17 protein-coding genes are annotated in these 23,161 nt (G+C 67.9%); 7 read left to right on the top strand and 10 right to left on the bottom strand.

All coding sequences use genetic code 11. The features are described 5' to 3' along the window. Positions 1-30: 30 nt before the first annotated feature. From C8E99_RS09915 to glnT, 5 genes are read right to left on the bottom strand one after another with little or no spacing between them, the layout of a single operon-like run. Entirely contained in the window at positions 31-1,236 is a 1,206-nt protein-coding gene (locus tag C8E99_RS09915) for an FAD-dependent oxidoreductase (RefSeq protein WP_342767569.1), read from the bottom strand. Continuing rightward, entirely contained in the window at positions 1,233-2,717 is a 1,485-nt protein-coding gene (locus C8E99_RS09910; RefSeq protein WP_245952245.1) for an FMN-binding glutamate synthase family protein, read from the bottom strand. Before C8E99_RS09910 ends, C8E99_RS09915 begins: the two co-directional genes overlap by 4 nt. Beyond that, positions 2,707-3,468: a GltB/FmdC/FwdC-like GXGXG domain-containing protein gene (locus tag C8E99_RS09905; RefSeq protein ID WP_115932150.1), complete on the bottom strand. Its 762-nt coding sequence runs from the start codon at positions 3,466-3,468 to the stop codon at positions 2,707-2,709. The genes C8E99_RS09910 and C8E99_RS09905 overlap by 11 nt, the downstream gene beginning before the upstream one ends. Positions 3,469-3,510: 42 nt before the next feature. Beyond that, on the bottom strand, positions 3,511-4,416 hold the full coding sequence (locus C8E99_RS09900; protein ID WP_115932149.1) for a class II glutamine amidotransferase domain-containing protein: 906 nt from the start codon (positions 4,414-4,416) through the stop codon (positions 3,511-3,513). Between the two features lie 48 nt (positions 4,417-4,464). Beyond that, the gene (gene glnT / locus C8E99_RS09895; protein WP_115932148.1) at positions 4,465-5,838 is read right to left on the bottom strand and encodes a type III glutamate--ammonia ligase; all 1,374 of its coding nucleotides are present in this window, start codon (positions 5,836-5,838) and stop codon (positions 4,465-4,467) included. Between the two features lie 252 nt (positions 5,839-6,090). Here glnT and C8E99_RS16220 point away from each other — a divergent pair, with 252 nt between their 5' ends. Continuing rightward, positions 6,091-6,765 carry a DoxX family protein gene (locus C8E99_RS16220; protein WP_245952243.1) on the top strand — a complete coding sequence of 225 codons (675 nt, stop codon included), beginning with the start codon at positions 6,091-6,093 and terminating at the stop codon, positions 6,763-6,765. A gap of 66 nt (positions 6,766-6,831) precedes the next feature. On the opposite strand, the gene C8E99_RS09885 is transcribed toward C8E99_RS16220, so the two are convergent. Then, the gene (locus C8E99_RS09885; RefSeq protein ID WP_115932147.1) at positions 6,832-7,497 is read right to left on the bottom strand and encodes a winged helix-turn-helix domain-containing protein; all 666 of its coding nucleotides are present in this window, start codon (positions 7,495-7,497) and stop codon (positions 6,832-6,834) included. Between the two features lie 74 nt (positions 7,498-7,571). On the opposite strand from C8E99_RS09885, the gene C8E99_RS15780 reads away from it, so the two are divergent. Further along, positions 7,572-7,760, top strand: a complete 189-nt coding sequence (locus C8E99_RS15780) for a hypothetical protein (protein WP_147301218.1) — start codon at positions 7,572-7,574, stop codon at positions 7,758-7,760. A gap of 76 nt (positions 7,761-7,836) precedes the next feature. Here the strand turns inward: C8E99_RS15780 and C8E99_RS09880 are convergent, their stop codons facing one another. Next, positions 7,837-8,430 (bottom strand): cyclodeaminase/cyclohydrolase family protein, encoded by a 594-nt coding sequence (locus tag C8E99_RS09880; RefSeq protein ID WP_115932146.1) that lies wholly within the window; start codon positions 8,428-8,430, stop codon positions 7,837-7,839. A gap of 122 nt (positions 8,431-8,552) precedes the next feature. Here C8E99_RS09880 and C8E99_RS09875 point away from each other — a divergent pair, with 122 nt between their 5' ends. Both C8E99_RS09875 and C8E99_RS09870 read left to right on the top strand, forming a co-directional pair. Then, positions 8,553-9,914, top strand: coding sequence for an AI-2E family transporter (locus C8E99_RS09875; RefSeq protein WP_245952242.1), 1,362 nt, complete (start codon positions 8,553-8,555; stop codon positions 9,912-9,914). A gap of 31 nt (positions 9,915-9,945) precedes the next feature. Continuing rightward, on the top strand, positions 9,946-13,548 hold the full coding sequence (locus tag C8E99_RS09870; RefSeq protein ID WP_115932144.1) for a DEAD/DEAH box helicase: 3,603 nt from the start codon (positions 9,946-9,948) through the stop codon (positions 13,546-13,548). Positions 13,549-13,603: 55 nt separating this feature from the next. On the opposite strand, the gene C8E99_RS09865 is transcribed toward C8E99_RS09870, so the two are convergent. The 3 genes from C8E99_RS09865 to C8E99_RS09855 form a co-directional block, all read right to left on the bottom strand. Continuing rightward, entirely contained in the window at positions 13,604-14,584 is a 981-nt protein-coding gene (locus C8E99_RS09865; protein ID WP_170144575.1) for a hypothetical protein, read from the bottom strand. A 398-nt stretch (positions 14,585-14,982) separates the two neighbouring features. Further along, a complete protein-coding gene (locus C8E99_RS09860) occupies positions 14,983-16,101 on the bottom strand; it encodes an agmatine deiminase family protein (protein ID WP_115932142.1) in 1,119 nt (372 codons plus the stop codon). Between the two features lie 145 nt (positions 16,102-16,246). Beyond that, positions 16,247-17,209, bottom strand: a complete 963-nt coding sequence (locus C8E99_RS09855; RefSeq protein ID WP_115932141.1) for a LysR family transcriptional regulator — start codon at positions 17,207-17,209, stop codon at positions 16,247-16,249. Between the two features lie 154 nt (positions 17,210-17,363). Here C8E99_RS09855 and C8E99_RS09850 point away from each other — a divergent pair, with 154 nt between their 5' ends. The 3 genes from C8E99_RS09850 to C8E99_RS09840 all read left to right on the top strand — a co-directional run bounded on the left by C8E99_RS09850 (position 17,364) and on the right by C8E99_RS09840 (position 23,102). Continuing rightward, a complete protein-coding gene (locus C8E99_RS09850) occupies positions 17,364-21,155 on the top strand; it encodes a proline dehydrogenase family protein (protein ID WP_115932140.1) in 3,792 nt (1,263 codons plus the stop codon). A gap of 161 nt (positions 21,156-21,316) precedes the next feature. Beyond that, on the top strand, positions 21,317-22,417 hold the full coding sequence (locus tag C8E99_RS09845) for a GmrSD restriction endonuclease domain-containing protein (protein ID WP_115932139.1): 1,101 nt from the start codon (positions 21,317-21,319) through the stop codon (positions 22,415-22,417). A 1-nt stretch (position 22,418) separates the two neighbouring features. Beyond that, positions 22,419-23,102 carry an MAE_28990/MAE_18760 family HEPN-like nuclease gene (locus C8E99_RS09840; RefSeq protein WP_147301217.1) on the top strand — a complete coding sequence of 228 codons (684 nt, stop codon included), beginning with the start codon at positions 22,419-22,421 and terminating at the stop codon, positions 23,100-23,102. Positions 23,103-23,161 lie beyond the last annotated feature (59 nt).

The raw sequence follows: 23,161 nt of genomic DNA, 5'->3' as shown, positions 1-23,161 counted from the left end.
AGTCAGCCCATTCCCGGCCACGCGGCACTGTCAGGCGACCCGAACGGTTCCGGAGACCGGCATGGACCGGCCGGCCGGGTCGGCGTCGTGATCCTGGTTGAAGACCCGGAAGACCTCCGGTACCAGCGGGCTGTCGCCGTCCTCCGTGGACCCAGTGGCCAGATCCGCAGCCAAGGCCCCGATCAGCGGGGCGAACTTGGCCCCGTGCCCGGAACAGGGCGAGACCAGGGTGATGTCGTCAAGGGTGTCCAGGACGAAGTGCTCGTCCGGGGTGTTGGTGAACAGGCAGGTGGTCTCGGCGTAGGGCTCGGGGACCAGGCCGGGCAGGTTCCGGCGCACGTACTCGATCACGCGCTCGCGGTTGGCCGGGTCGATGATCCCGTCCTGGAGCGCCGCGGATCCCAAGGCCCTGCCGCCGTTGTACTCGGCCAGCTTCTGTCCTCGGAAGCCGGCGTCGCGGCCGCCCGGCAGCGAGTAGACCTGCATCTCGTCCTTGTGGATGAGGGACGGCCACAGCTGCTGGGGGTCCCGGTAGGGGAAGTGGTAAGCATTCTCCTGCATCACGGTCAGCGGGGGTACGGCCTCGGCGGCGCCAGCCGGCAGGGGCAACCGCGCCAGCAGCCCGGGCAGCCAGCCTCCGGCGGCCACCACCACGTGTGAGGTCTCGATGGTGCCGCCCGCCGGCCCGGACACCCGGAATCCCAACCCGGCGCGCTCCACGCCGGAGGCGGGCCATGAGGTCAGCACACGGGCCCCGGCGGCCACGGCGAGGTCGATCATGGACGCCACGGCCTCCTGGGCGTCGATCACACCGGCGTGGGGCTGATGCAGCACGGGGGTGGAGAACTCGATTCCGGGCCACCGTTCGGAGGCCTCCCCGGCACTCAGGAGGGCGTGTTCCACACCCGCCCGCTCCAGGACCCCGGCCAGCTGCCCTGGATCCCGCCCCCGGCCGTGGTCCAGGCAGCCGACGCGGTCGATCAGGGTCCGCCCGGAGTTGATCTTCAGCCGGTCCCAATAGTCGCAGGCCTGCACCGTCAGGTCCGCGTACAGCTGGTCCGGGTAGGCGTGGCGGAAGATGCGGGCCGAACCGTGGGAGGACCCCTGGGCGTTGGCGGGTTCGTCCCGTTCGACCACCAGCACCTCCTCGCCGCGTACGGCCAGCTGCCAGGCGGTGGCCGCCCCCATCAGCCCGGCCCCGATGACGGTGTACCGGGCGGTGTCCACGGTGCTCACACGACCACGCCGGTCGAACTGGGTGCCCCCGGGATCCACGTGGTGCCGGCGAGGGGGACCTTGGCCATGGCGGCGGCCTCCACCGTCAAGGCGACCAGGTCGTCCGGCTCGAGGTGGCGAAGGTCCGACTTGCCACACGCCCGGGCGATGGTCTGTGCCTCCATGGTCAGCACCCTCAGGTAGTTGGCGATGCGCCGCCCGCCCTCGACCGGGTCCAGCCGGGAGGACAGGGCCGGGTCCTGGGTCGAGATGCCCGCAGGGTCGCGGCCGTCCTGGAAGTCGTCGTAGAACCCGGCGGTCGAACCGAGCGCCTCATACTCGGCCTGGTAGCGGGGATCGTTGTCGCCCAATGCGATCAGGGCGGCGGTGCCGATGGCCACGGCGTCGGCGCCCAGGGCCATGGCCTTGGCGACGTCGGCCCCGGTGCGGATGCCGCCGGAGACGATGAGCTGGACCTTGCGGTGCATCCCGAGGTCCCGCAGGGCGCGGACCGCCTCCGGGATCGCGGCGAGGGTGGGGATGCCCACGTTCTCGATGAAGACCTGCTGGGTGGCGGCGGTGCCGCCCTGCATGCCGTCCACCACCACGACGTCGGCCCCGGACTTCACGGCCAGCGCGGTGTCGTAGTAGGGGCGGGAGGCGCCGACCTTGACGTACACCGGCTTCTCCCAGTCGGTGATCTCCCTCAGTTCGCCGATCTTGATCTCGAGGTCGTCCGGACCGGTCCAGTCCGGGTGGCGGCAGGCAGATCGCTGGTCGATCCCGACGGGCAGGGTGCGCATGGCAGCCACCCGTTCGGTGATCTTCTGTCCCAGCAGCATGCCGCCGCCGCCGGGTTTGGCACCCTGGCCGAGCACGACCTCGATCGCGTCCGCCCGGCGCAGGTCATCCGGGTTCATGCCATAGCGGGAGGGCAGGTATTGGTAGACGAGGGTCTTCGAATGGCCGCGCTCTTCCGAGGTCATGCCGCCGTCGCCCGTCGTGGTGGAGGTCCCCACGGCGCTGGCGCCCGTGCCGAGTGCCTCCTTGGCCTGGCCGGAGAGGGCACCGAAGCTCATGCCGGCGATCGTGATGGGGATGTCCAGGTGCAGCGGTTTGGAGGCGTGGCGGTCACCGAGGACGACGGCGGTGTTGCACCGTTCGCGGTACCCCTCCAACGGGTAGCGGGACATCGAGGCGCCCAGGAAGAGCAGGTCGTCGAAGTGCGGCAGCCGCCTCTTGGCACCCCAGCCGCGGATGTCATAGATACCGGTGGAGGCGGCCCGCTGGATGTCTGCGATGGTGGCCCGGTCGAAGGTGGCGGATTCGCGCAGACCCGACTGGGCCGGCGTCGGGGGTGCCTGCGGGGTGGCCGGAGCGGCGGGGGAGTAGTCGGTGATGGTCATGGAGTTCTCCTCGGGGATCTGCGGGATGGGGCGGGACGCTGCTCGTGGCAGTGCGGTGCAGTGCGGCGGAAGGCCGGTGCCGAGGTCAGTAGGCATCCGCGTTGTCCGAGTGGAAGTGGTAGAGCGTACGGGCGGATCCGTAGCGGCGAAAGTCGGCCGGGTCTTCGTCCCGGCCGGCCGAAACGAGCAACTCGGCCAGTTCGGCCAGGTGCTCCTGGCGCATCGGCTTCTCGACGCAGTCTGAGCCCAGTGAGGCCACCTGGCCCCGGACGTAGAGTCGGGCCTCGTAGACCGAGTCGCCCAGGTTCTCCCCGGCGTCCCCGCAGACGACCATCCGCCCGGCTTGGGCCATGAAGGCCGACATGTGGCCCACGTTGCCGCCGACCACGATGTCCACGCCCTTCATGGAGATCCCGCAGCGGGCGGAGGCGTTGCCCTCCACCACCACGAGGCCGCCGTGCCCGGTGGCGGCGGCCGATTGGGAGGCGTCTCCGGTGACGTGGACCCGGCCGGACATGATGTTCTCGGCCAGCCCCTGGCCGGCATTGCCGTGCACCGTGACCTCACCCTTCTGGTGCATGCCCGCGAAGAAGTAGCCGACGTGGCCGTCCACCCTCAGCGTGACGTCCCGGTCGATGCCGACGGCGATGTTGTGCCGGCCGGCAGGGTGGGTGATGATCCAGTTCCTCGTGGGGTCGGCCTGATCGTGCAGGGCGGCATTGAGCTCGCGGACGGAGGTGGCGGCCAGGTCGACCACGGTCGCGGTGCTGGTCGCCGTGACGGGTCCGGTGCCGCGGACCGTGCCGGTCGGGTCCGCCACGGCGGTGCTCTGAACTACTGCGGTCATGGTGCTCTCCTCAGGGGGTCGATGGGGTGGGTGGGGTCCGGTTCAGGCGCGCCAGGTGTAGACGCGGCCCGGCTCCGGTTCGAAGACGTGGGCGTGGTCGATTCCGGGGAGGTCCGCCAGGGCCCTGAATTCGGAGGCCATGGCGACCCAGTCGTCGGTGACCGCCACGACGGCTGGTTTGCAGGAGATGGGATCCCGCACCACGGCCATGCCGTCCCGGGTGGTGACGACCAGGGTGTAGAAGCCGTCGAACACTGTGCCGAGGTGTTCCAAGGCTGACTCCAACTCCTCGCCGGCCGTCAGTCGGGTGGCGAGGTAGCGGGCAGCGACCTCCGAGTCGTTGTCCGAGTCGAAGACCACCCCCTGGCGCTCGAGGTCCCGCCGGATCGTGGCGTGGTTGGAGAAGGAGCCGTTGTGCACCAAGCACAGGTCATCAGCAACGGAGAAGGGGTGGGATCCCGCGGCGGTGACCGCCGATTCGGTGGCCATCCGGGTGTGGGCGACCCCGCGGGTTCCCGTCATGGAGGTGAGCCCATGGTGTTCTGCGACGTCGCGGGGGTTGCCCACGCCCTTCATCACCGCCACGTGCCGGCCCCGGCCAATGATGTCCCGGCCCGGAAGGACGGTCTCAAGGGCCGCCGTGAGTTCGGTGGAGGAGGCCTGGCCTGAGACGAAGGTCGTGTCCCCGAGGACCTCGACGGTGACCTCGGCCTCCGGCAGTTCCCGCTCCAGTGCGGAGGCGAGGCCGGCAGGAGAGAGGGCCTGCTCGCCACCCAGCAGACTGAGGACGGTTGTGTCGGGGTCGGTGAGGGCCGGATTGTCGTAAACGGCGATGCCGGCCGAGTCGGGACCACGCTCGATGACCTCGCACAGCATGGTGTTCAGCAGAGAGCCCAACTGGGGGCGCAGGGCGGGATTGGTGATCTGGAGGGCGGCAATTCCGCACATGGCTGTCTCCTGGGGCCGAGGTGATGGTGGGAGGGGCGGCTGAGCGGGTCAGACGTGGGTGAGATAGGAATCCACTTCCCACTGGCTGACCTGGTTGTGCCAGGAGAGGAACTCCTGTTCCTTGGCATCGGCGTAGTACTCGCCGACGGCACGGCTGCCGCAGAGTGCGCCGAGTACGGTCGTGTCGGCCCGCAGGGCCGCGGCCGCATGCAGCAGGGTGCTCGGCAGGTCCGCCGCGCTGTCCGGCTGGATGCCAGGGCCGCAGGGGTCGCCGGGATTGACCTGGCGGTCGATGCCGTCGAGCCCGGCTTCGAGGACGGACGCCATCATCAGGTAGGGGTTGCCGGATCCATCCCCGCCGCGTAGCTCGATCCGGTTGCCGTCCGGGACTCGGATGAAGTGAGTCCTGTCATTGCCGCCATATGTGGCTTTCCGGGGGGACCACGTGGCTCCGGAGACCGTGGTCTGGGCATTGCGGCGCTTGTAGGAGTTGACCGTGGGGGCCAGGTAGGCCAGCAGCGCCGAGCTGTGCTCCAGGACCCCGCCGATGAAGGAGTATGCCTGTGCGGACAGCCCCAGGGACCTGCCGTCGGAGTCGTCCGGGAAGAGAGGCCCGGAGTCATCCCACAGGGACAGGTGCAGGTGCATCCCATTGCCCGGCCGGTCGGTGAAGGGTTTGGGCATAAAGGTGGCGGTCATGTCCCGCTCGGCGGCCAGCATGGCGATGATGTAGCGCGCCGTGATGACCCGGTCTGCCGTGGTCAGAGCGTCGGCGTAGGCGAAGTTCTGCTCGAACTGACCGGCGCCGTCCTCGTGGTCGTTGGCGTAGTTGCCCCAGCCCAGGCTGTTCATGGCCGCGGAGATCTCGGTGAGGTGCTCGTACATCCGCGTCACACCGCGGGCGTCATAGCAGGGATTCGGAGAGCTGTCCCGCTCGTCGGCGGTGATGATGGTGCCGTTGTCCGCCGTGCTGACCAGGAAGTACTCCAACTCCGCCCCGACCATGGGGCGCATTCCGCGTTCGGCGAGTTTGGCCAGCGTGTGTTTCAGGGCCACGCGAGGTGCGTAGGGCCAGGGGACGCCCTCGACGTGGGGATCGCACTGGACCATGGCCAGTCCTTCCTTGACGAAGGGCAAGGGGGCATAGGACGCCAGATCGGGGAAGACCACGAGGTCCGGGTCCTGCGGGTTCTGGCCGATCATCCCGGCCGCGTATCCGGCGAATCCCATACCCTCGAACTGCAGTTCGTCGGCGGCCGAGACCGGGACCAGTTTGGCGCAGGGCCGGCCGGTCATGTCCACGAAAGTCGCCAGCAGGAACCGGACATCGTTCGCGGCGGCCAGCTCGGCCAGGGTGGGCTCCGGCAAGCCGATCGGTGCAGGTCTGGCGTCAGCTCCGGTCAGAGGAACAGTGGAAGTCATCGGAACGCCTTTCAGGTTGTGCATTCTGGTGAAACTGTGTTCACTATCAATAAACCAGAGGGATGTTTCCATAGGGCATGCCGATGTTACGGATTCGTAAAAGCTGGAGGGCGGCGAGTTCGCGCTACGGAGGATAGAAGCTTGGCCTGAGAAGGGGGGCATCCTTGGCCTCAACTGGCAAGGCCCTGTGCATCCGCCGCCGCACCGGCAGGCCGTTTGACGCGACCGCTCCGGCGCGGAAGCCTCGAAGGAATGACCAGAAATACTGAGGTGAAGTCGCCCGAGGAACGCGCCGCCGAGGCACTGGCCGCCAGGAGCGGACAGGAGGAGCCCCGCGGCGTGGAGTGGCAACGTGCCGGAGGAGGGTCCTTCCGTCCTGCGGCCAGCGGCCCCGTGCCTCCCGCCTCCTCCACGCCGTCTCCCTCGTCCTCCCGGTCCTCCGCCGCTCGCCCTCCTCACGCGAGGACCGCGGACACGGACGCCAGCGTGGTCCCCGTCCCACAGCTGATCCGTGACGCCGTGCTGTTGCTGGCACGAATGGTCCTCGGTGTGGTGCTGGTGGCACATGGGATGCAGAAGATTCTCCAGGGCGTGTCCGCCACCGCACAGGGTTTCGGCGGGATGGGCATCCCCCTGCCGGAAGCGGCGGCCGTGATCACGATGGCCGTGGAGATCGGCGGCGGCGTGCTGCTCATTCTGGGCCTGCTGACACCGATCGCCGGCGTGCTGGCCGGCCTCGTCTTGGCCGGGGCGGTGGTGTTCGCCCACCTGAGCAACGGCCTCTTCGCCGCTGACGGAGGGTGGGAGCTGGCCGCCGGACTGGGCGTCGGCGCCCTGGTGCTGGCCGTCGTCGGCCCGGGCCGGTTCAGCCTGGACCGGCTGCTGCTCCGCCGTCTGCGCGGCCCGGAAACCCCGGCAGGACCGTGATCGCGTAGTTCCAGGACTCCTCCACCAGCCCCGCAGAGTGACTTAGTCCCCCATCGGTGTGGGCGTTCAGTCCGCGATCACCAGGGGGAAGACGCTGAGGTAGAGACGGACCCGGCGGGTCTCCTCACCGTCCGCGGTCTGACCGGAACGGGCGTCCGGGGCCGGCTCCGCATGATCCAGCGCCTTCTCGTGGCGCTCGATCACGGACATCAGCTCCTCGCTCAGGGCCCGCGCCTGCCGGGCGGTCATGGTGCGTGTGCTGGAGGAGTCGATGGAGGCTCTGACCCATTCGGGGTCGGCGTGGTTCTCCACGCTCAACCACCGTCCGAGGGCTTGCGCCCGCTGGTTGAGCGTCGTCTGGAACAGGGCCTGGATGGCAGGGCGGTTGGACTCATCTTGCGAGAGCTCGTAGGTCGGCACCGCGAACCCCACGGGCTTCCACCAGCGCTCCCGGCCGGAGCCCCGCCCGGTGTCCTCCTCCACGAAGCCGTGCTTCTCCAGCTGACGCAGGTGGTAGCTGGTCTGCCCGGTGCTCTCGTTCAGGTGCTGGGCCATTGAGGTGGCCGTCGCCGTGCCGCGGTCCGTGAGGTAGGAGTACATCGCCATCCGCAGCGGGTGGGCGAACGCCTTCATGGCGCGGGCGTCGAGCGCCCGGGACGCCACCCCCGGCATGGCGTCCTTGCCGACGACGGGATCGGGGGAATCGTGCGCGGAGGTCTTGCCATCGGCCATGAGCAGAGCTACCTTTGCATAGACATCTTTGCAGAGAAATCTCTGCATAAACTTCTTGGCAACAGTCTACGGAGATGATGGGCATGCTGCGCTCCACCCCGAACACCCCGCTCCCTCGGGCTGGCCGGTCCGATCTGAAGCCCCCGCCGGACGCGGCCTTGGCGGCCCCGGCCCCATCGCGGCGGGACCAGCGCTCGGCGGACCCGACGGTCCAGCGGGTGCTGCGTGCCGGCGTCGTCGGTGGGGGGCCAGGACTGCGATGACTGGGACGGCGATGATCAGGGCGGCGATGAGGTCTGCGCCGGGGCAGCCGGCACAGTGATCGTCAACCGCAGGACCTCAGCCGCGGATCCGCTGGCGCGTGCGGCCGATGAGATCGTCGGCGTGGCCGGTCAGCCGGTCGGCCTCGCGGATGTCCGTGCTGACCTGGGTGCTGGCGTCCTCGTCCTTCAGCGGGGCCAGGTCCGTCTCGAGGGTCACCGCCGCAGCCACCAGGGTCCCACGCACACAGCCGAGCCCGGCCCCGACATCGCTGAGCACGTTCGCGTTGCAGTCAGCCAAGATATCCTCCGCGATCCGCAGGGCATCAGCAGAGGCCTCCACCAGGTCCCGCGGGGGCACGGCGGCTGCCCGGATCGCCTCCTGGATCCGGCGGGAGCGCTCCTGGCGGTCCGCGTCCGTGTTCTTCGGCAGACCGAAGGCCTCGGAGACCCGGGCGAAGGCCTGCTCGTCGTCATCGGACAGGGCGAGGGCGCGCGAGGCCAGGGTGGCCGCCCGCTCCGCCAGCTCCTCGTGGTCGCTGAACCGGGCGGCCATGGCCAGCAGACCGACCCCCTGGGCCAGCAGCAGGGCACCGGTGGCCCCTCCTCCCGGCGTGGGTTCACCGGAGGCCAGACGGTTCACGTATCCCTGGATGCTCTCGTCGCGGATCATGGTCCGAGGGTAACCGGGCCCTGCGGTGCTGTCAGCCGCTGTGGCTCCGGGTGGTTCTCAGGGTGGGATTCAGGGTCCTCCCTGAGAGCAACGTGTCCGGGGCCCGCCGTAGACTCTCGGACGTGGACACTGCAGATGCCTCCGGCATGACCCCTGAGACCAGATCGCTCCGCGTCTGGCCGCGATTCCTGGTGATCGTGCTGTGTCTGGCCGGCCTGGTCATCACGCTGCAATTCGTGCAGGGTCTCCAGACCATCATCGGTCCCGTGTTCCTCGGACTGAATCTGGTGATCATCGCCTATCCGCTGCAGGCCTGGCTCATCAAGAGGGGCGTGCACCGTTTCATCGGCGCCTCGGTGACCGTGCTCGTGGTCGTCGTCGTGCTCCTGGTCTTCATGGCGCTGATCCTGTGGTCCGCCTCCGAACTCGTGATGGCCCTGCCTGAGTACGGGGAGCAGTTCAACGAGATCTACAACAGCATGATCACCTGGATCGGCAGCTTCGGCGTCACCCCGGACATGATGATCGAGCAGCTGGCAGGACTCAACATGTCCACCGTGGTGTCCACGGCCACCGGGATCGTCACCGCGCTGCTCTCCAACGTCACCGCCATGCTGGGGCTGCTGGCCACCGTGATCATGGCCGTCTTCTTCCTCGCCATGGACTCCGTGGCCGTGGACCGCCGCATGGCCCTGCTGAACACCGCCAAGTATGAGCTCGGCGCCGCCCTCACCGCCTTCGCCTACGGGGTGCGCCGGTACTGGGTCGTCACCACCCTCTTCGGGTTGATCGTGGCCGGCCTGGACATCGTGGCCCTGGCAATCATCGGGGTGCCCATGATCTGGGTCTGGGGCGTGCTGAGCTTCCTGACGAACTACATCCCCAACATCGGCTTCATCATCGGCATGATCCCGCCGGCCCTGCTCGGGCTGGTCGAGGGCGGCTGGGGTGCGTTCTTCGCCGTGGTGGCCGCCTACTCGGTGCTGAACTTCGTCATCCAATCGATCATCCAGCCCAAGTTCACCGGCGATGCCGTGGGCGTGATCCCCACCGTCTCCTTCCTGTCCCTGCTGTTCTGGGCCTGGATCCTCGGGCCGCTCGGTGCCATCTTGGCCCTGCCCGCCACGCTGCTGCTGAAGGCCATCATGATCGACGCCGATCCCCAATCACGGTGGATCAACTCCTTCATTGCCTCCGATCTGAAGGGCATGGAGTCCCGGCACCGCAAGGCCCGGATCGCGACGGCGGCGCCCGCGAACGCCGGGGGCGCAGCCGGAGCCGTCGGCGGCCTGGACGACAGTACTAGTACCGGTGGCAGTGGCAGTGGCAGTGGCGGTGCCGGTGGTGACGGGGCAGCCGCGGGCCAGCCCGGAGACTCAGGCGACGGGGCCGCCGTCGCCTTCGGATCGGACCGCCGGGCCGGTGCCACAAGCGACGCCGGAACGGCCGCGGGAACGCCCGTGCGGACTGCGGAGGACGGCTGAGGGTGTCCGTGGGCCGTGAAACGATGGAGGGATGAGCAGTTCCCCCTCCTACCCCTATGTCGCCGACCAGGACATCGCCCGGCTGGTGGGCGCCCAGGCGGCCGAGCGCGGCAAGAAATACGCGCGCCAGGGAGTGGTCTCGGGGCTGCTGTGGGAGCCGACGGACGGTGAGTCCGGCCCGGACCGCGCCGGAGAATCGGCACCGAACTCCCCGCGTACGTTGTTCGGGCAGGTGCAGGGCAATGACCCGCTGCCGTACGACACGTTCGCGATCCTCGTGCCGGGCCGCACCTCTTCGGAGTCCCTGCCGCGCCAATGGACCCCATTGCGGGGCGGGTGTAGCTGCCCGGTCCGCAACGACTGCAAACATGCCGCCGCCCTGCTCTATGCGGCCACGACCCTGGCGATCCGGGATCACCTGCGGCCGCCGGCTCCCGGGGCGCCGTTGGCCGGGATGTTCGATCCGAATGCGGCCCCGCCAGCCCAGGGCTGGGGCGAGGTGGACCGCTTCACGGACGGTGCCGGCGTCGGGAATAGTGCGACAGCGCACGGTGGTGGTGGAACCCAGGCCGGCTCGCCGGTAGGTGACTGGCGGACCGTGCTCGGCGAGCTGACCGGGCAGGAGGCCGTCACCCACGCCGAGGAGCCGGTGGGGATCGGCGTGGAGTTGTTGGCCGAGCCGCGCAGTGAGATGCGCCGGCGCTGGGGCGCCAACGAGGCCTCGGTGGCGGACATCCAGGAGGGGGCCCCGCTGCACGTCCAACTACGGCCGATGCGCCGGGGCACCCGGGACAACTGGATCAAGGGTGGGCTGACCTGGAAGAAGTTCCAGTACGGCGGCCTGCGCCACCAGTTGCGCGGGGACCATGTGGACCTGCTCGGACAGCTCTACCGCCTCAACCTCGCCGAGCGGCCGCACGCCTACGGCAATGACGAGACACTGCGGCTGGACTCCCTGTCCGGCCCAGCGGCCTGGCAACTCCTGCTGCGGGCACAGGACATGGGTGTCGAGTTCGTGGGCCAGGGCATCCTCAGTGAGGTGGTCTTCACCGGGCCGGCCACCGTGCGGCTGGACGTCAGCGGACCGGGCCAGGGCCTGGAGGTGGCCCCGATCGTGGAGTCCGCAGGAGAGGTCATCCCCGGGGCCCGGGCCGCTGGCACCGGGGGGTTCGTGGCCACCGAGATCCTCGACGACGCCCCGCGCCATCTCGCGCCCGTGCGCCTGACGCTCGCGCCGGCGTCGGCGGCTATCCCCCGCCCGGTGCTGGACCTGTTGCAGCAGCCGGAACCGTTGCGGATCCCGCAGGAGGAGTCCGAGGAGTTCTTCTACGACGTCTACCCGCGGCTGTCCCGCATCATGGACGTGGACAGCGCTGACGGGACGGTGGAGTTCCCCGAGGTTCCGGCCCCAGAGCTGTGGCTCGAGGTGGACCACCGGAAGAACCATGAGACCGCCCTGGAGTGGTACTGGCTGTACTGGGGGCCGCGCCGCGAACTGCCCGTGGAACACCGGCGCCCCCACACCCGCGGCGGCTGGTCGCCGACCGGCTACTCCGGCCGGGCCCGCGGGGTGGACGTGGACCGGGACGTCGAGCACGAGGACGCCGTGCTGGAAACGGTCCGCGCGGCGGCCGAGGAGGCCACGGACGGCGTGGCCGTGCTCCCTGGCACCATCCGCAACACGCACCTGCACGGAGCGGACACCGCCCGGTTCGTTGAATACGTGCTGCCAATGCTCTCGAAGCTGGACCACGTCAAGGTCGTCGAACACGGCAAGCGCCCGGACTACCGCGAGCTGACGGACGATCCCCAGGTCCGCGTCACTCAGGTCGAGGCGGCGAATCCACGAGACAACGATTGGTTCGACCTCGGCTTCGAGATCACCGTCGGCGGCCAGCTCATCCCATTCACCGCGGTCTTCAAGGCGCTGGCCCAGGGCAAGAAGACCCTGATGCTGAACGACGGCAGCTACTTCTCCCTCGACCACCCCGGGCTGAACCGCCTGCGCGAGCTCATCTCCGAGGCCGAGTCCATGGGCGAGTGGAAGTCTGACGCGCCGCGGATCAACAAGTACGACGTCGCCCTCTGGGAGGAGTTCGAGGACCTCGCGGACGAGTCCGAGGAGGCGGTCGCCTGGCGTGAGTCCGTGGGCGCGCTCAAGGACCTCGCCGAGATCCCGACGCCGGCCGTCCCCTCGGGCCTGCAGGCCACCTTGCGTCCGTACCAGCTGGAGGGGTTCGCGTGGCTGTCCTTCCTCTACGACCACCACCTCGGCGGGATTCTGGCTGACGACATGGGGTTGGGCAAGACGATCCAGACCCTGGCGCTGATGGTCCGTGCGCGGCAGCTCGCGGCCGGTGCCCCGCCGTTCCTGGTGGTGGCACCGTCATCGGTGCTGTCCGTGTGGAAGGACGAGGCCGCACGGTTTGCGCCGGAGTTGACCCTGCGCGTGCTCGAAACCACCACCGCCAAGCGGGGGACGAGCGTGGCCGTGGAAGCGGCCGGAGCCGACGTCGTGATCACCAGCTACACCCTGTTGCGGCTGGGATCCGAGGAGTACACCGGGCTCGACTGGGACGGGCTGGTGCTGGACGAGGCCCAGTTCGTGAAGAACCGGGCCGCGAAGGCGCACCAGGCCGCCAAGGCCATCCGGGCGCCGTTCCGGTTGGCGATCACGGGCACGCCCATGGAGAACTCCCTGTCCGACCTGTGGGCGTTGCTCTCGCTGACGGCTTCGGGCCTGTTCCCCTCGCCGACGGTGTTCCGCTCCGAATACACCAAGCCGATCGAGCAGCCGGACTCCTCCGAGGACGGGCGGCGGTTCGCCGCGAAGCGCATGGCTCGGCTGCGGCGGAGGATCCGGCCGTTCATGCTCCGGCGCACCAAGGACCTCGTGGCCTCGGACCTGCCACCGAAGCAGGAGCAGGTCAGCCACGTGGAGCTCGTGCCGAAGCATCGCCGGCTCTACGACCAGGTGCTTCAGCGCGAGCGGCAGAAGGTCCTGGGGTTGCTGGAGAACATGGAGGAGAACCGCTTCATCATCTTCAAGTCGCTGACCCTGCTGCGCATGCTGGCACTGGATCCGGCGATCGTGGACGAGAAGTACGCCTCCGTGCCGTCCTCCAAGATGGAGGCGCTCATGGGCCAGCTCGAGGAGATCGTCTCCGAGGGTCACCGGGTGATCATCTTCAGCCAGTTCACCTCATTCCTCACGCGTGTGGGGGACGCCCTGGCGGACCGTGGGGTGGCCTTCGCGTATCTGGACGGCTCCACGCGGAACCGCTCGAAGGTGATCGAGGGGTTCAAGACCGGGACGGCACCGGCCTTCCTCATCAGCCTCAAGGCCGGCGGCTTCGGCCTGACCCTGACCGAGGCCGACTACGTGTTCCTGCTGGACCCGTGGTGGAACCCCGCGACCGAGGCCCAGGCCGTGGACCGCGCCCACCGCATCGGCCAGGACCGGACCGTGATGGTCTACCGCATGGTGGCCGAGGGCACGATCGAGGAGAAGGTGCTCGCGCTGCAACAGAAGAAGGCAGCCCTGTTCTCCTCGCTGACCGACGGGGACGCCGCCTTCTCCTCCACCATCACCGCCGACGACGTACGCGAGCTGTTCACCCCCGAAACCGACTGAGGCAGTGGCTCCCTGAGCCGGCTGCTGCGAGCGGCTGGTGGGTTCTCAGTGGCATTCAGTGACGGGGGACGCCTGCCCGCAGTAGCTTGGCCTCCAGTCGACAAGGCGACGTCAGGTCATCCCACATCCAGCGGACGAAGCGAATGCCTTCTTCCTGGATGCGTTCAGATCTCAGCTTCTCATCCAGGATCACTGGATCGACGTCGCGCCCCGAGTAGCTGTTGCTGCCCGCATACTTCCTCTTGCCGTCGAACTCCCCGGCAAGCCGAAGTCCCTTCCACCAGAAATCGAGGATGCCCAGAAGTCGACCATCGACGGCCCGTACCTGGTGTTGCAATTCTGGCGGTTCGAAGCCAAGCCGGTCTATGACCACTCGGCTCCACGATTCGCCAGGGGATCCGGACAGGGGCGAGGCGAAGGCCGCGATCTGACGTAGGCGGTGGGCGGCTTTCTGGGTGGTGCACGAGTTGGCCAGGGAGGTGAGGTCTTGAACGGTCCACGGCGTGGCCATCGCTGCGTTCATGGCGGCCGGCATGCTGGCCGACGTGCTTCTCAGTCCACTCAGCAGCGCGTCCGCCACCACGATGGCGTCTTCCCACGGTAGCCGCGGCAAGGTGTCCGCCAGGCACAGCCGGAGGTCTTCCAGGACCATCGAGGATCCCGGGAAGAGGTGCTGGCGGAACGGGTTTTGCTGTGCCGCGGACAGGTCACTCCACGCCCGTGGCACAGAAATCCTCCGCTCGCCGAAGATCGGCCAGGCTGCCCCCTTCGGCTTCGCACGCTTGACGGAGCCGGCCATGCTGGTGCTTGATGCCCGCAGCGTCAGCATTGCGGGCCTGTTGACGAGTGGCAGCCCATACAGCAGGAGGGCCGTCTCACGGCAGAAGACGGGGTCGGTCTGGCAGGTCAGGGCGAGAGCCGCCGCGGAAGCGCAGAAGCGGTCATCGCGCGATGCCTTGTTCCACGGCTCGGCCGGGGCGAAGACGCCGGGGCGGACTCTGATGAGTTCCCCGGATCTGGCCTTTCTGAACACCATGGGTGCGTCGTCCGTCGGTACACCGTCCTCGGTGGTTCGGCGCAGGGGGATGCCCCAAGCTGCGAGGGCCTGCGGGGAGGTCGCCTCGAGTGGAAACTGGAGATCCGGGGTTGAGAATCCTGTCGAGGCGGCCATCATGCCAGTCAGGACATCACGATCGGGAGGTCCCGAGCGGTCCGCTGGAGGGTAGATGTGGACCATTGTGAGCATCTTGCCGGCTGTGGAGGATCAGCCGATGCGGCTTTTCCCGCTCATCATGAGGAATCCCGATCATTCTCACTGGGAATGTTCACGATCGGCGGGAATCGCGGTGCAGAACGTGAAAGGTGAAACAAGTGGAGCGTGAAGTAGTAGAGCGGTGGCCGCCACGGCCATCCGCGACTCCACACACACTCGGCCTAAGCGGGCACCTTCCGGGAGGGCTGCGGCAGGACGACCTGGCGGATGCCGACGCCGCGTCGGTACAGCCGCTGCGCCGGGATGGGCACGACCGTGCGCCCCGGGTAGGCGGCCCGCAGCAGCTGGTGAGCGCCGTCGTCGTGCGGGTCCTCGAAGGAGGGAACCACCACGGCGCCGTTGACGGGCAGGACGTTGACGTAGGACCAGGCGAGGGGGCCGCGGTCGTCCTGGCCGGCCAGGGGTGCGGTCAGGGTGGCCACGTTCAGGGGCCGGCCCTGGGCGTCGGTCTCGTTCTGGAGGATGGACAGGGTGCGGGCGGAGACGGCGTGGTCCGGGTGGGCCGGGTTCTCCTGCCAGTGCAACAGCAGCACGGTGGGGGAGGCGAAGGCGATGAGCTGGTCGATGTGCCCGCCCAGGCCGAACCGCCCCTGATTGCGGGTGAGCCCGCCGGGCAGCCAGATGATCTTGCGGATGTCCGTGTAGCGGGTGAACTCGGCCTCGACGTGCTCACGGGTCCAACCGCCGTTGCGCGCCGGGTCCAGCAGGACGGCCTCGGAGGCGACCAGGGTGCCCTCGCCGTCCGTGATGAAGGCACCTCCCTCGTTGACCATGAGGGAGAGCTGGCGCCGGGCGTTGGTGAGGTCGGAGATGGTCCCGCCCACCACGTCGTCCAGGCGGTACTCGAATCCGGGCCGGCGTCCGAAGCCGTTGAAGACCCAGTCGATCATGCCAAGCTGGCGCTGGCCCGTGGCCGGATCCACGTCACCGGTGGTGAAGGTGGGCCCCGTCAGGCCGAGGAAGGGGTTGTCCATGGCCAGCGGCACGATGGGGAACATGGGGTCCACGTAGGTGTGCACGATCTGCCGGTCCGCCGGATCCACCAGCAGGGTCACCGGCTCATAGTCCATGACCGCGTGCGCCACCCGGGTCCAGGCGCGGCGTGCCCCGGACAGCTCCCACGTGGAGGTTCCCATCTGCGCATAGTCGCGGGGGAAGGCCATCCACAGCCGTTCCTGCGGCTCGGTGTCCGCAGGCAGGTGCCACACCGCTGTTGACTGGTCCGTGGACAGGTCCGTCGCGACCCCGCCGAGCGGCAGTGCCTGCGGATCCTGGCGCATGGGTCCCTTTCGTCAGGTGCTACACGGGCGTCGAGTGCGTCGGTCCTGACGTGTGCAGGGCAGCGGACATCTGGTCACCGACTCCCCCATGCTATGCGAGTACGCAACCCCCCGGCCCCGTTCCGCGCCGGTCGCGACCTGTTCGTTATCCGCCGGGTTCGATATCTGCGGCCTTCCCGGCATCCAGCGGCTGTGCCGCCTCCTCCAGGGCGGCACGGACGGCGACGACGGCCGGAGACCGAGCCGACGAGGACCGGATGGACGTGAAGACGGTGCGCAACGGCCGTCCGGGCAGGGAGATCCGGCGTAGCCGCTGAGGGTGGTCCACCAGGGTCAGGCCGGGCAGCAGTGCCACGGCATTGCCGGACTCGACGAGCTTCACGTGGGACTGCAGGTCCGCCGAGACGAAGCGGACGTCCGGCTCGTGGCCGGCAGACCGGATCAGCTGCTCGGCCCAGTGCCGGGTGGCCGTGCCCCGTGGCTCCATGACCCAGGGCAACGGCCGGTGCTGCAGCAGGGTAGCCAGTTCCTCCCCGGCCGGCAGGGGCTGGCCGTCGATCGTGAGCGCGGCCGGAACGGCCAGTTGCAGCTCGTCCTTCACCAACTGGCGGCGGTCCAGACCCGGCCAGTGCGGTGCCGAATGTCCGGGATACTGTTCGGCGACCACCACGTCGAAGTCCCGGGCCCACGTCTCATGCAGCGCGCGCTCCGGCTCGTACTGGACCATCTCCAGCCGCAGAGCGGGATGGCGCTCACGCAGCAGGGACAGGGCCGGCGGGATCAGGACGAGGGCCGCGGACTGGAACACTGCCAGGCGCACGCGCCCACTGATGGCGCCACCGGCCGATCCGGCTGAGATGAGAGCTGTCTCGGCTTCCTCGAGGGCACCGAGGATCGGCTCCACCCGTTCCACGAGGGCCATCGCCGCTTCCGTGAGCTGCACGTTCCGCCCGACTCGGCGCAACAACTCGGTCTTGGTCTCCCGCTCCAGCAGGGACAACTGCTCAGAGACGGAGGACGGGGCCAGGTTCATGGCCCGGGCCACCGCGGAGATCGTGCCCCGGATGGACAGCTCGCGCAGCAGGACGAGACGGCGGACGTCCAACATGACTCAGGCCTTTCACGAGGGATCGGATCGGGTGGGAGGAGGGTGCAAGGGCCGGAGGCCACCGGCACGCCCCAGAAACAGTTCGGATCAACCGAACAATACTCCGCGGAAACGTTCGCTAGTCACGCACAGTGCGAGGGAGAACAATGACAGCATGACGTCCCACCCCGTTGATCGCTCCGCCCAACCCGCAAACCCAGCTATCCCGGATCCCGAGGAATTGCGCGCACTGGCCCCGGCCGCCGTCGAGCAGGTCCGGACCTGGCTCCGGGAGGCCCGGAAGCACCCCTCGAACTTCTCGGCCAAGCAGCTGGCGGGCGTACTGAAGGACCCGGCGGGGCTGGACTTCACGGTGGGCTTCGTGGACCGGGTGGTGCGCCCCGAGGACCACCGGATCGCGGCGGAGGCACTCGCGGACCTGGCACCCCAGACGCCCGGCTTCCTGCCCTGGTACATGAAGTCGGCCATGAACCTGGGTGGCCGGCTGGCCCCCGCTGTGGCCCCGATCGCTGTGCCGGCGGCCCGCAAGGTGCTGCGCGAGCTCGTCTCCCACCTGATCGTGGACGCCACGGACGCCAAGCTTGGGCCGGCCATCGCCAAGCTGCAGACCGAGGGCATCCGCCTGAACATCAACCTGCTCGGCGAGGCCATCCTCGGCCAGCGGGAGGCCGACCGCCGGATGGACGGCATCCGCACCCTGATCGAGCGGGACGACGTGGACTACGTCTCCGTCAAGGTCTCCGCCGCCACCGCCCCGCACAGCGCCTGGGCGTTCAACGAGGCGGTCGAGGAGGTCACCGCGCACCTCCTGCCGCTCTACGAGCTCGCCGCCTCCCAGGGTGCTGCCGATGGACCCACCGGCACCGGCCCCACGTTCATCAACCTGGACATGGAGGAATACCACGACCTCGACATGACCCTGGCCGTGTTCATGCGCCTGATGGACAATCCCGCGCTCCAGGACCTCGAGGCCGGGATCGTGCTGCAGGCCTACCTGCCGGACGCCCTCGATGCCATGATCCGCCTGCAGGAGTTCGCCGCACGCCGTGTGGCCGCCGGCGGTGCCCCGCTCAAGGTCCGCGTGGTCAAGGGCGCCAACTTGCCCATGGAGCAGGTCCAGGCCTCCGTCACCGGCTGGCCCGCCGCCACGGTGCCCTCCAAGCAGGCCGCCGATACCAACTACAAGCGCGTCCTGAACTACGCCCTCACGCCCGAGCACACCCGCAACGTGCGGATCGGCGTGGCCGGGCACAACCTGTTCGACATCGCGCTGGCCTGGCTGCTGGTGCAGGAACGCGGGCTCACCACGCAGTGGGAGCAGGGTGGCCGCAGCCCGGACGTCGAGTTCGAGATGCTGCTGGGCATGGCCACCGGTCAGGCCGAGGCCGTCCGCCAGGACGTCGGCTCGCTGCTGCTCTACACGCCGGTGGTCCACCCGCACGAGTTCGACGTGGCCATCTCCTACCTGATCCGCCGCCTCGAGGAGGGGGCCAGCCAGGAGAACTTCATGTCCGCCGTCTTCGAACTGGACACGGATCCGGCACTCTTCGCCCGTGAGCAGGACCGCTTCGTGGCCTCGCTCGAGGACCTGGACACCGCCATCCCGACGCCGGCCCGCACTCAGAACCGGCAGGCTGCGGCTCTCGACGTGGCGCGCGGCCCGGTGCCGGAGCCCGTGGACGGCTTCGCCAACACCCCGGACACCGACCCGTCGCTCGCGGCAAACCGCGACTGGGGGCAGTCCATCACCGCCAACATCCCGGGATCCACGCTCGGCACCGAAACCGTGGCCGCCGCCACGGTGACCTCACCGGAGCAGGTGCAGGCCGCCGTCGGGAAGGCCGTTGCGGCGGGCGAGGCCTGGGCGAGCCTGACCGGAGCCGAGCGGGAGCGCGTGCTGGGCGCCGTGGCCGATTCCCTCGAGGCGCACCGAGCGGACCTGCTCGAGGTGGCGGCCGCCGAGACCGGCAAGACGCTGGACCAGGGTGATCCGGAGGTCTCCGAGGCCATCGACTTCGCGCGGTACTACGGCCGGCTGGCCCGCGGCCTCGACGAGATGCCCGGCGCCCAGTTCCACCCGTCCAAGCTCGTGCTCGTCATCCCCCCGTGGAACTTCCCCGTGGCCATCCCGACGGGCGGCGTGCTCGCCGGGCTGGCCTCCGGGGCGCCCGTGGTGTTCAAGCCGGCCCCGCAGTCGGTCCGAACCGGGGCCGTCGTCTTTGAATCCATTCGTGAAGGCCTCGTGGCCGGGCTCACCGCGCTGGACGGCGTCAGTGCCGACGAGGCCGAGTCGCTCGCCTCGGACGTGGTGAGCTTCATCAGCATCGACCCGGAGCAGGAGGCCGAACTCGGTGAGGGACTCATCGCGCACCCGGACGTGGAACGGGTCATCCTGACCGGCGGCTATGAGACGGCGAAGCTGTTCCGTTCCGTCCGCCCGGACCTGCCGCTGCTCGCCGAGACCTCCGGCAAGAACGCGGTCATCGTGACCCCAAGTGCCGACCTGGACCTGGCCGCCAAGGACGTGGTGACCTCCGCGTTCGGCCATGCCGGGCAGAAGTGCTCGGCGTCCTCCCTGGTGATCCTCGTCGGCTCCGTGGCCACCTCTCCGCGCTTCCACCGCCAGTTGGTGGACGCCGCGAACTCCCTGACCGTGGGCTACCCGGAGGATCCGCGCTCGCAGATGGGCCCCGTGATCGAGGTCCCGGGCGAGAAACTGCAGCGGGGCCTGACCGAGCTGGGCACCGGAGAGACCTGGGCGCTGGAACCGCGTCAGCTGGACGGGACCGGCCGGCTCTGGAGCCCTGGCATCCGTGCCGGGGTCCGCCCAGGCTCGGACGCGCATCTCACCGAGTACTTCGGGCCCGTGCTCGGCGTGATGACCGCGGAGACGCTCGAGGACGCCATCGAGCTCGTCAATGCCGTGGACTACGGCCTGACCTCCGGCATCCACTCCCTGGACCCGGACGAGATCGGGATCTGGCTGGAGACGGTGAACGCCGGCAACCTCTACGTCAACCGCGGCATCACCGGCGCGATCGTCCGCCGCCAACCCTTCGGTGGCTGGAAGCGCTCCGCCGTCGGCGCCGGCACCAAGGCCGGTGGCCCGCACTACCTGCATGGACTGGGGTCCTGGACGGACGCTCCGGTCGCCGCTTCCCCGGCCACAGCCATCCTGCCTGGCCACAGCGATAATCAGGGTGGCTCGGCAGGCTCGTTGTGGGCCGACGCCGTCTCCGCCTCGCCAGGAGCCGTCTCCGCCCCGGCGGGGTCCGTCCAGCGACTGGCCGAGGCCGCGGGTCTGGAGGCCGAGGACCGCGCATGGCTGGCCGGCGCCGCTGCCCTGGACGAGCAGGCGTGGAACGAGGGCTTCGGCGTGGCCACGGACATCTCCGGACTGATGGCGGAGCGCAACGTGCTGCGCCACCGCCCGGTCCCGGTGACCATCCGCTGGGAGTCCGGCCCGCTGGTGCACCTGCTGCGCGTGATCTTGGCCGGCCGCCGGGCCGGGGCACCGCTCACGGTGAGCGTGGCGGAGGGGCTGCCGGCCGGCGTCGGGCAGGTCTTGGCGGGCGATCCGCAGGTGGAGGTGCGGGTGGAGGACACTGCGGCGTTCCACGCCCGGGCCGCGCAGCTGACCCAGCTGCCGCCGTCCGCGCCCTCCGGCGGGGATCCGCGCATTCGCCTCGTGCTGGACTGGAGCGAGCCCGGCTCAGGAGCCGGGTCCCGCTCCCGGACCGGAGTTGGGGCAGGGGCCGAGGCGTCCCGTGCGGCCGTGCTGGCCCTGCATGAGGCCCTCGACGGTTCGCCGGACGTGGCCGTCTATGCGAATCCCGTGGTCTCGGCCGGAGATGTGGAGCTGCTGCCCTTCGTGCATGAGCAGGCCATCTCGATCACGGCCCACCGCTTCGGCACCCCGGACCACCTGACCGACCACCTGCTCTGACCCACTCCTGGCAACTGGGCAACTGCTGGGCAACTGGAGGTCGAATCCGCACCGTCTACCCGCGAGTCATGAGTTGGCGAAGCGACAGGGCTCGGCTTAGACGGAGGATATCGACCAGCCAACAACGGTTAAATGATTGACTCCTGCCTTAGCATCGACCTATGGCCCTCATTGAAGAGATCGAAAAACGCTCCCGCGAGATTAAGACTGATGGGTACTCGATGTCCATCGGCGAGATGATGTCTCTGTACAAGGACGGTGACCTCGATGTACACCCCGAGTTTCAGCGCATCTTTCGCTGGTCAGAGGAACAGAAGGCCCGACTGATTGAGTCAATTCTCCTCGGTATTCCCGTTCCAACGATCTTTGTTTCGCAACGTCCGGATGGAGTTTGGGATGTAATCGACGGCGTCCAGCGGCTGTCGACACTCCTGCAGTTCGTCGGAGTTTACTTGAGTGAGGACGGCGAGCAGGTTGAAGCCGAGCCTCTCAGGTCGACGGAGTACCTGCCGTCGTTGGGAGGATATGTCTGGGAGAATGACCAAGAAGGGGTGCTTTCTTTCGATGAGGTCCAGCGGCGGGACTTCAAGAGGGCAAAGCTCGACTTCCGCATCATCAAAAAAGAAAGTGATAAGGACGCCAAGTATGATCTTTTTCAGCGCCTGAACTCTGGCACCGAGCTTTCGGCTCAAGAAGCTCGCGATTGTTTGTTGGTTATGCTAAATGCGTCGATGTACAGGTGGCTCGTCCAACTGAGCACAAATGATAAGTTCAAGAATACCGTCCCTTTGACTAGCCGAAAAGAAGACGAAGGGTTTCGACAGGAGCTCGTACTTCGATTCCATCTGTATAAGGATTTTGACGGAGGCAAAGGTGAACTCCAACAGGAGTTTGGCGAGTATCTCACATCCTGGATGAGAGAATCGGCCGAGTCTAAAAAATTCGATCTTAGTGCACATGAAAAAGCTTTCAATGATGTCTTCAAATTGCTTGATACAGCGCTAGGAGAAGATGCATTCCGCCGTTTTGACTCCGATAAGAACCGATTCCTCGGTGCCTTCTCGATTTCTGCATTCGAATCGATCGTCTCCGGTCTCGCGCAATCGTACGGATTGTGGAAGGGGCGAGAGCCTGAGGAGCTGGCGGGCAGAATCAAGGCGATGTGGGGAGAAGAGTACTTCCGTGACAACAGTGGAACAGGGGTGAGCGCCCGTCGACGCATGCCGCGGCTCGTTCACTTCGGTCGCGGCTACTTCGCCTGAGATGGCCGCTCAAACGACGGAAGCTTTTGCGGACGGCCTCGATCAAGCCTTCAGCTGGCGTCGCATGGAAATTGAAGCGATGCGGACTGAAGTTCAGCGATTGAATCCGGACCAGCTTCATCGGCCATATTCGCGAATGATCCTGCGTTCCTCCGTGGCACTTCTCTATGCGCACTGGGAAGGATATAGCAAGCAAGTGCTGCAAGCATACCTCGACTACGTTGCAAAGCGGAGACTCAAATACGGCGAACTTCGGAGTGAGCTTGTGGTTACCGCTATGCGGCCAAAGCTCGAACGTATGGTCGTGGATATGGAGTTTGCGAAGTCGTTCCTCGGCGACCTGTCGAAACTGGAGAGTCAGCGAGCGCAACTCCCGAAGCGGGGCGTTGTCGATACGGGATCAAATCTGCGGTACAAGAGATTTGCCGGGATTTTAGCGGCTCTCGGCTTAGACATAGCGCCGTTCGAGACTCGCCAGCATCTGATTGATGTTCGTCTCTGCGACGCTAGGAATGACATCGCGCATGGTGGTGAGTCAGTGCCGGATCCCAACGGTGTCCTCGAACTGATCACGATCGTGGTGGAAATGATGTCGGAACTGAGCACTCAACTTTCGAACGCGGCGGCGCAGAGTGCGTACCGGGCGTCCGTTGAGCCCACAAGGACTGATGATCAAAGTCATTGACTTTCGTTCACGATTAACCAACTGCTGGCATAGTAGTAAACCGGCATTCGTAGACGGTT

It is taken from the genome of Citricoccus muralis (assembly GCF_003386075.1).
Classification (GTDB): domain Bacteria; phylum Actinomycetota; class Actinomycetes; order Actinomycetales; family Micrococcaceae; genus Citricoccus; species Citricoccus muralis.
This window is presented reverse-complemented; position numbering and strand designations above follow the sequence as displayed.

Coding starts and splice junctions, on each gene's coding strand:
- C8E99_RS09880 (WP_115932146.1), bottom strand. CDS start 8,430: ATGATCCGCGACGAGAGCATCCAGGGATACGTGAACCGTCTGGCCTCC.
- glnT (WP_115932148.1), bottom strand. CDS start 5,838: ATGACTTCCACTGTTCCTCTGACCGGAGCTGACGCCAGACCTGCACCG.
- C8E99_RS09840 (WP_147301217.1), top strand. CDS start 22,419: ATGGCCGCTCAAACGACGGAAGCTTTTGCGGACGGCCTCGATCAAGCC.
- C8E99_RS09910 (WP_245952245.1), bottom strand. CDS start 2,717: ATGCCTACTGACCTCGGCACCGGCCTTCCGCCGCACTGCACCGCACTG.
- C8E99_RS09855 (WP_115932141.1), bottom strand. CDS start 17,209: ATGTTGGACGTCCGCCGTCTCGTCCTGCTGCGCGAGCTGTCCATCCGG.
- C8E99_RS09905 (WP_115932150.1), bottom strand. CDS start 3,468: ATGACCGCAGTAGTTCAGAGCACCGCCGTGGCGGACCCGACCGGCACG.
- C8E99_RS09845 (WP_115932139.1), top strand. CDS start 21,317: ATGGCCCTCATTGAAGAGATCGAAAAACGCTCCCGCGAGATTAAGACT.
- C8E99_RS09865 (WP_170144575.1), bottom strand. CDS start 14,584: ATGGTGTTCAGAAAGGCCAGATCCGGGGAACTCATCAGAGTCCGCCCC.
- C8E99_RS09900 (WP_115932149.1), bottom strand. CDS start 4,416: ATGTGCGGAATTGCCGCCCTCCAGATCACCAATCCCGCCCTGCGCCCC.
- C8E99_RS09870 (WP_115932144.1), top strand. CDS start 9,946: ATGAGCAGTTCCCCCTCCTACCCCTATGTCGCCGACCAGGACATCGCC.
- C8E99_RS15780 (WP_147301218.1), top strand. CDS start 7,572: ATGATGGGCATGCTGCGCTCCACCCCGAACACCCCGCTCCCTCGGGCT.
- C8E99_RS09860 (WP_115932142.1), bottom strand. CDS start 16,101: ATGCGCCAGGATCCGCAGGCACTGCCGCTCGGCGGGGTCGCGACGGAC.
- C8E99_RS09885 (WP_115932147.1), bottom strand. CDS start 7,497: ATGGCCGATGGCAAGACCTCCGCGCACGATTCCCCCGATCCCGTCGTC.
- C8E99_RS09850 (WP_115932140.1), top strand. CDS start 17,364: ATGACGTCCCACCCCGTTGATCGCTCCGCCCAACCCGCAAACCCAGCT.
- C8E99_RS16220 (WP_245952243.1), top strand. CDS start 6,091: ATGACCAGAAATACTGAGGTGAAGTCGCCCGAGGAACGCGCCGCCGAG.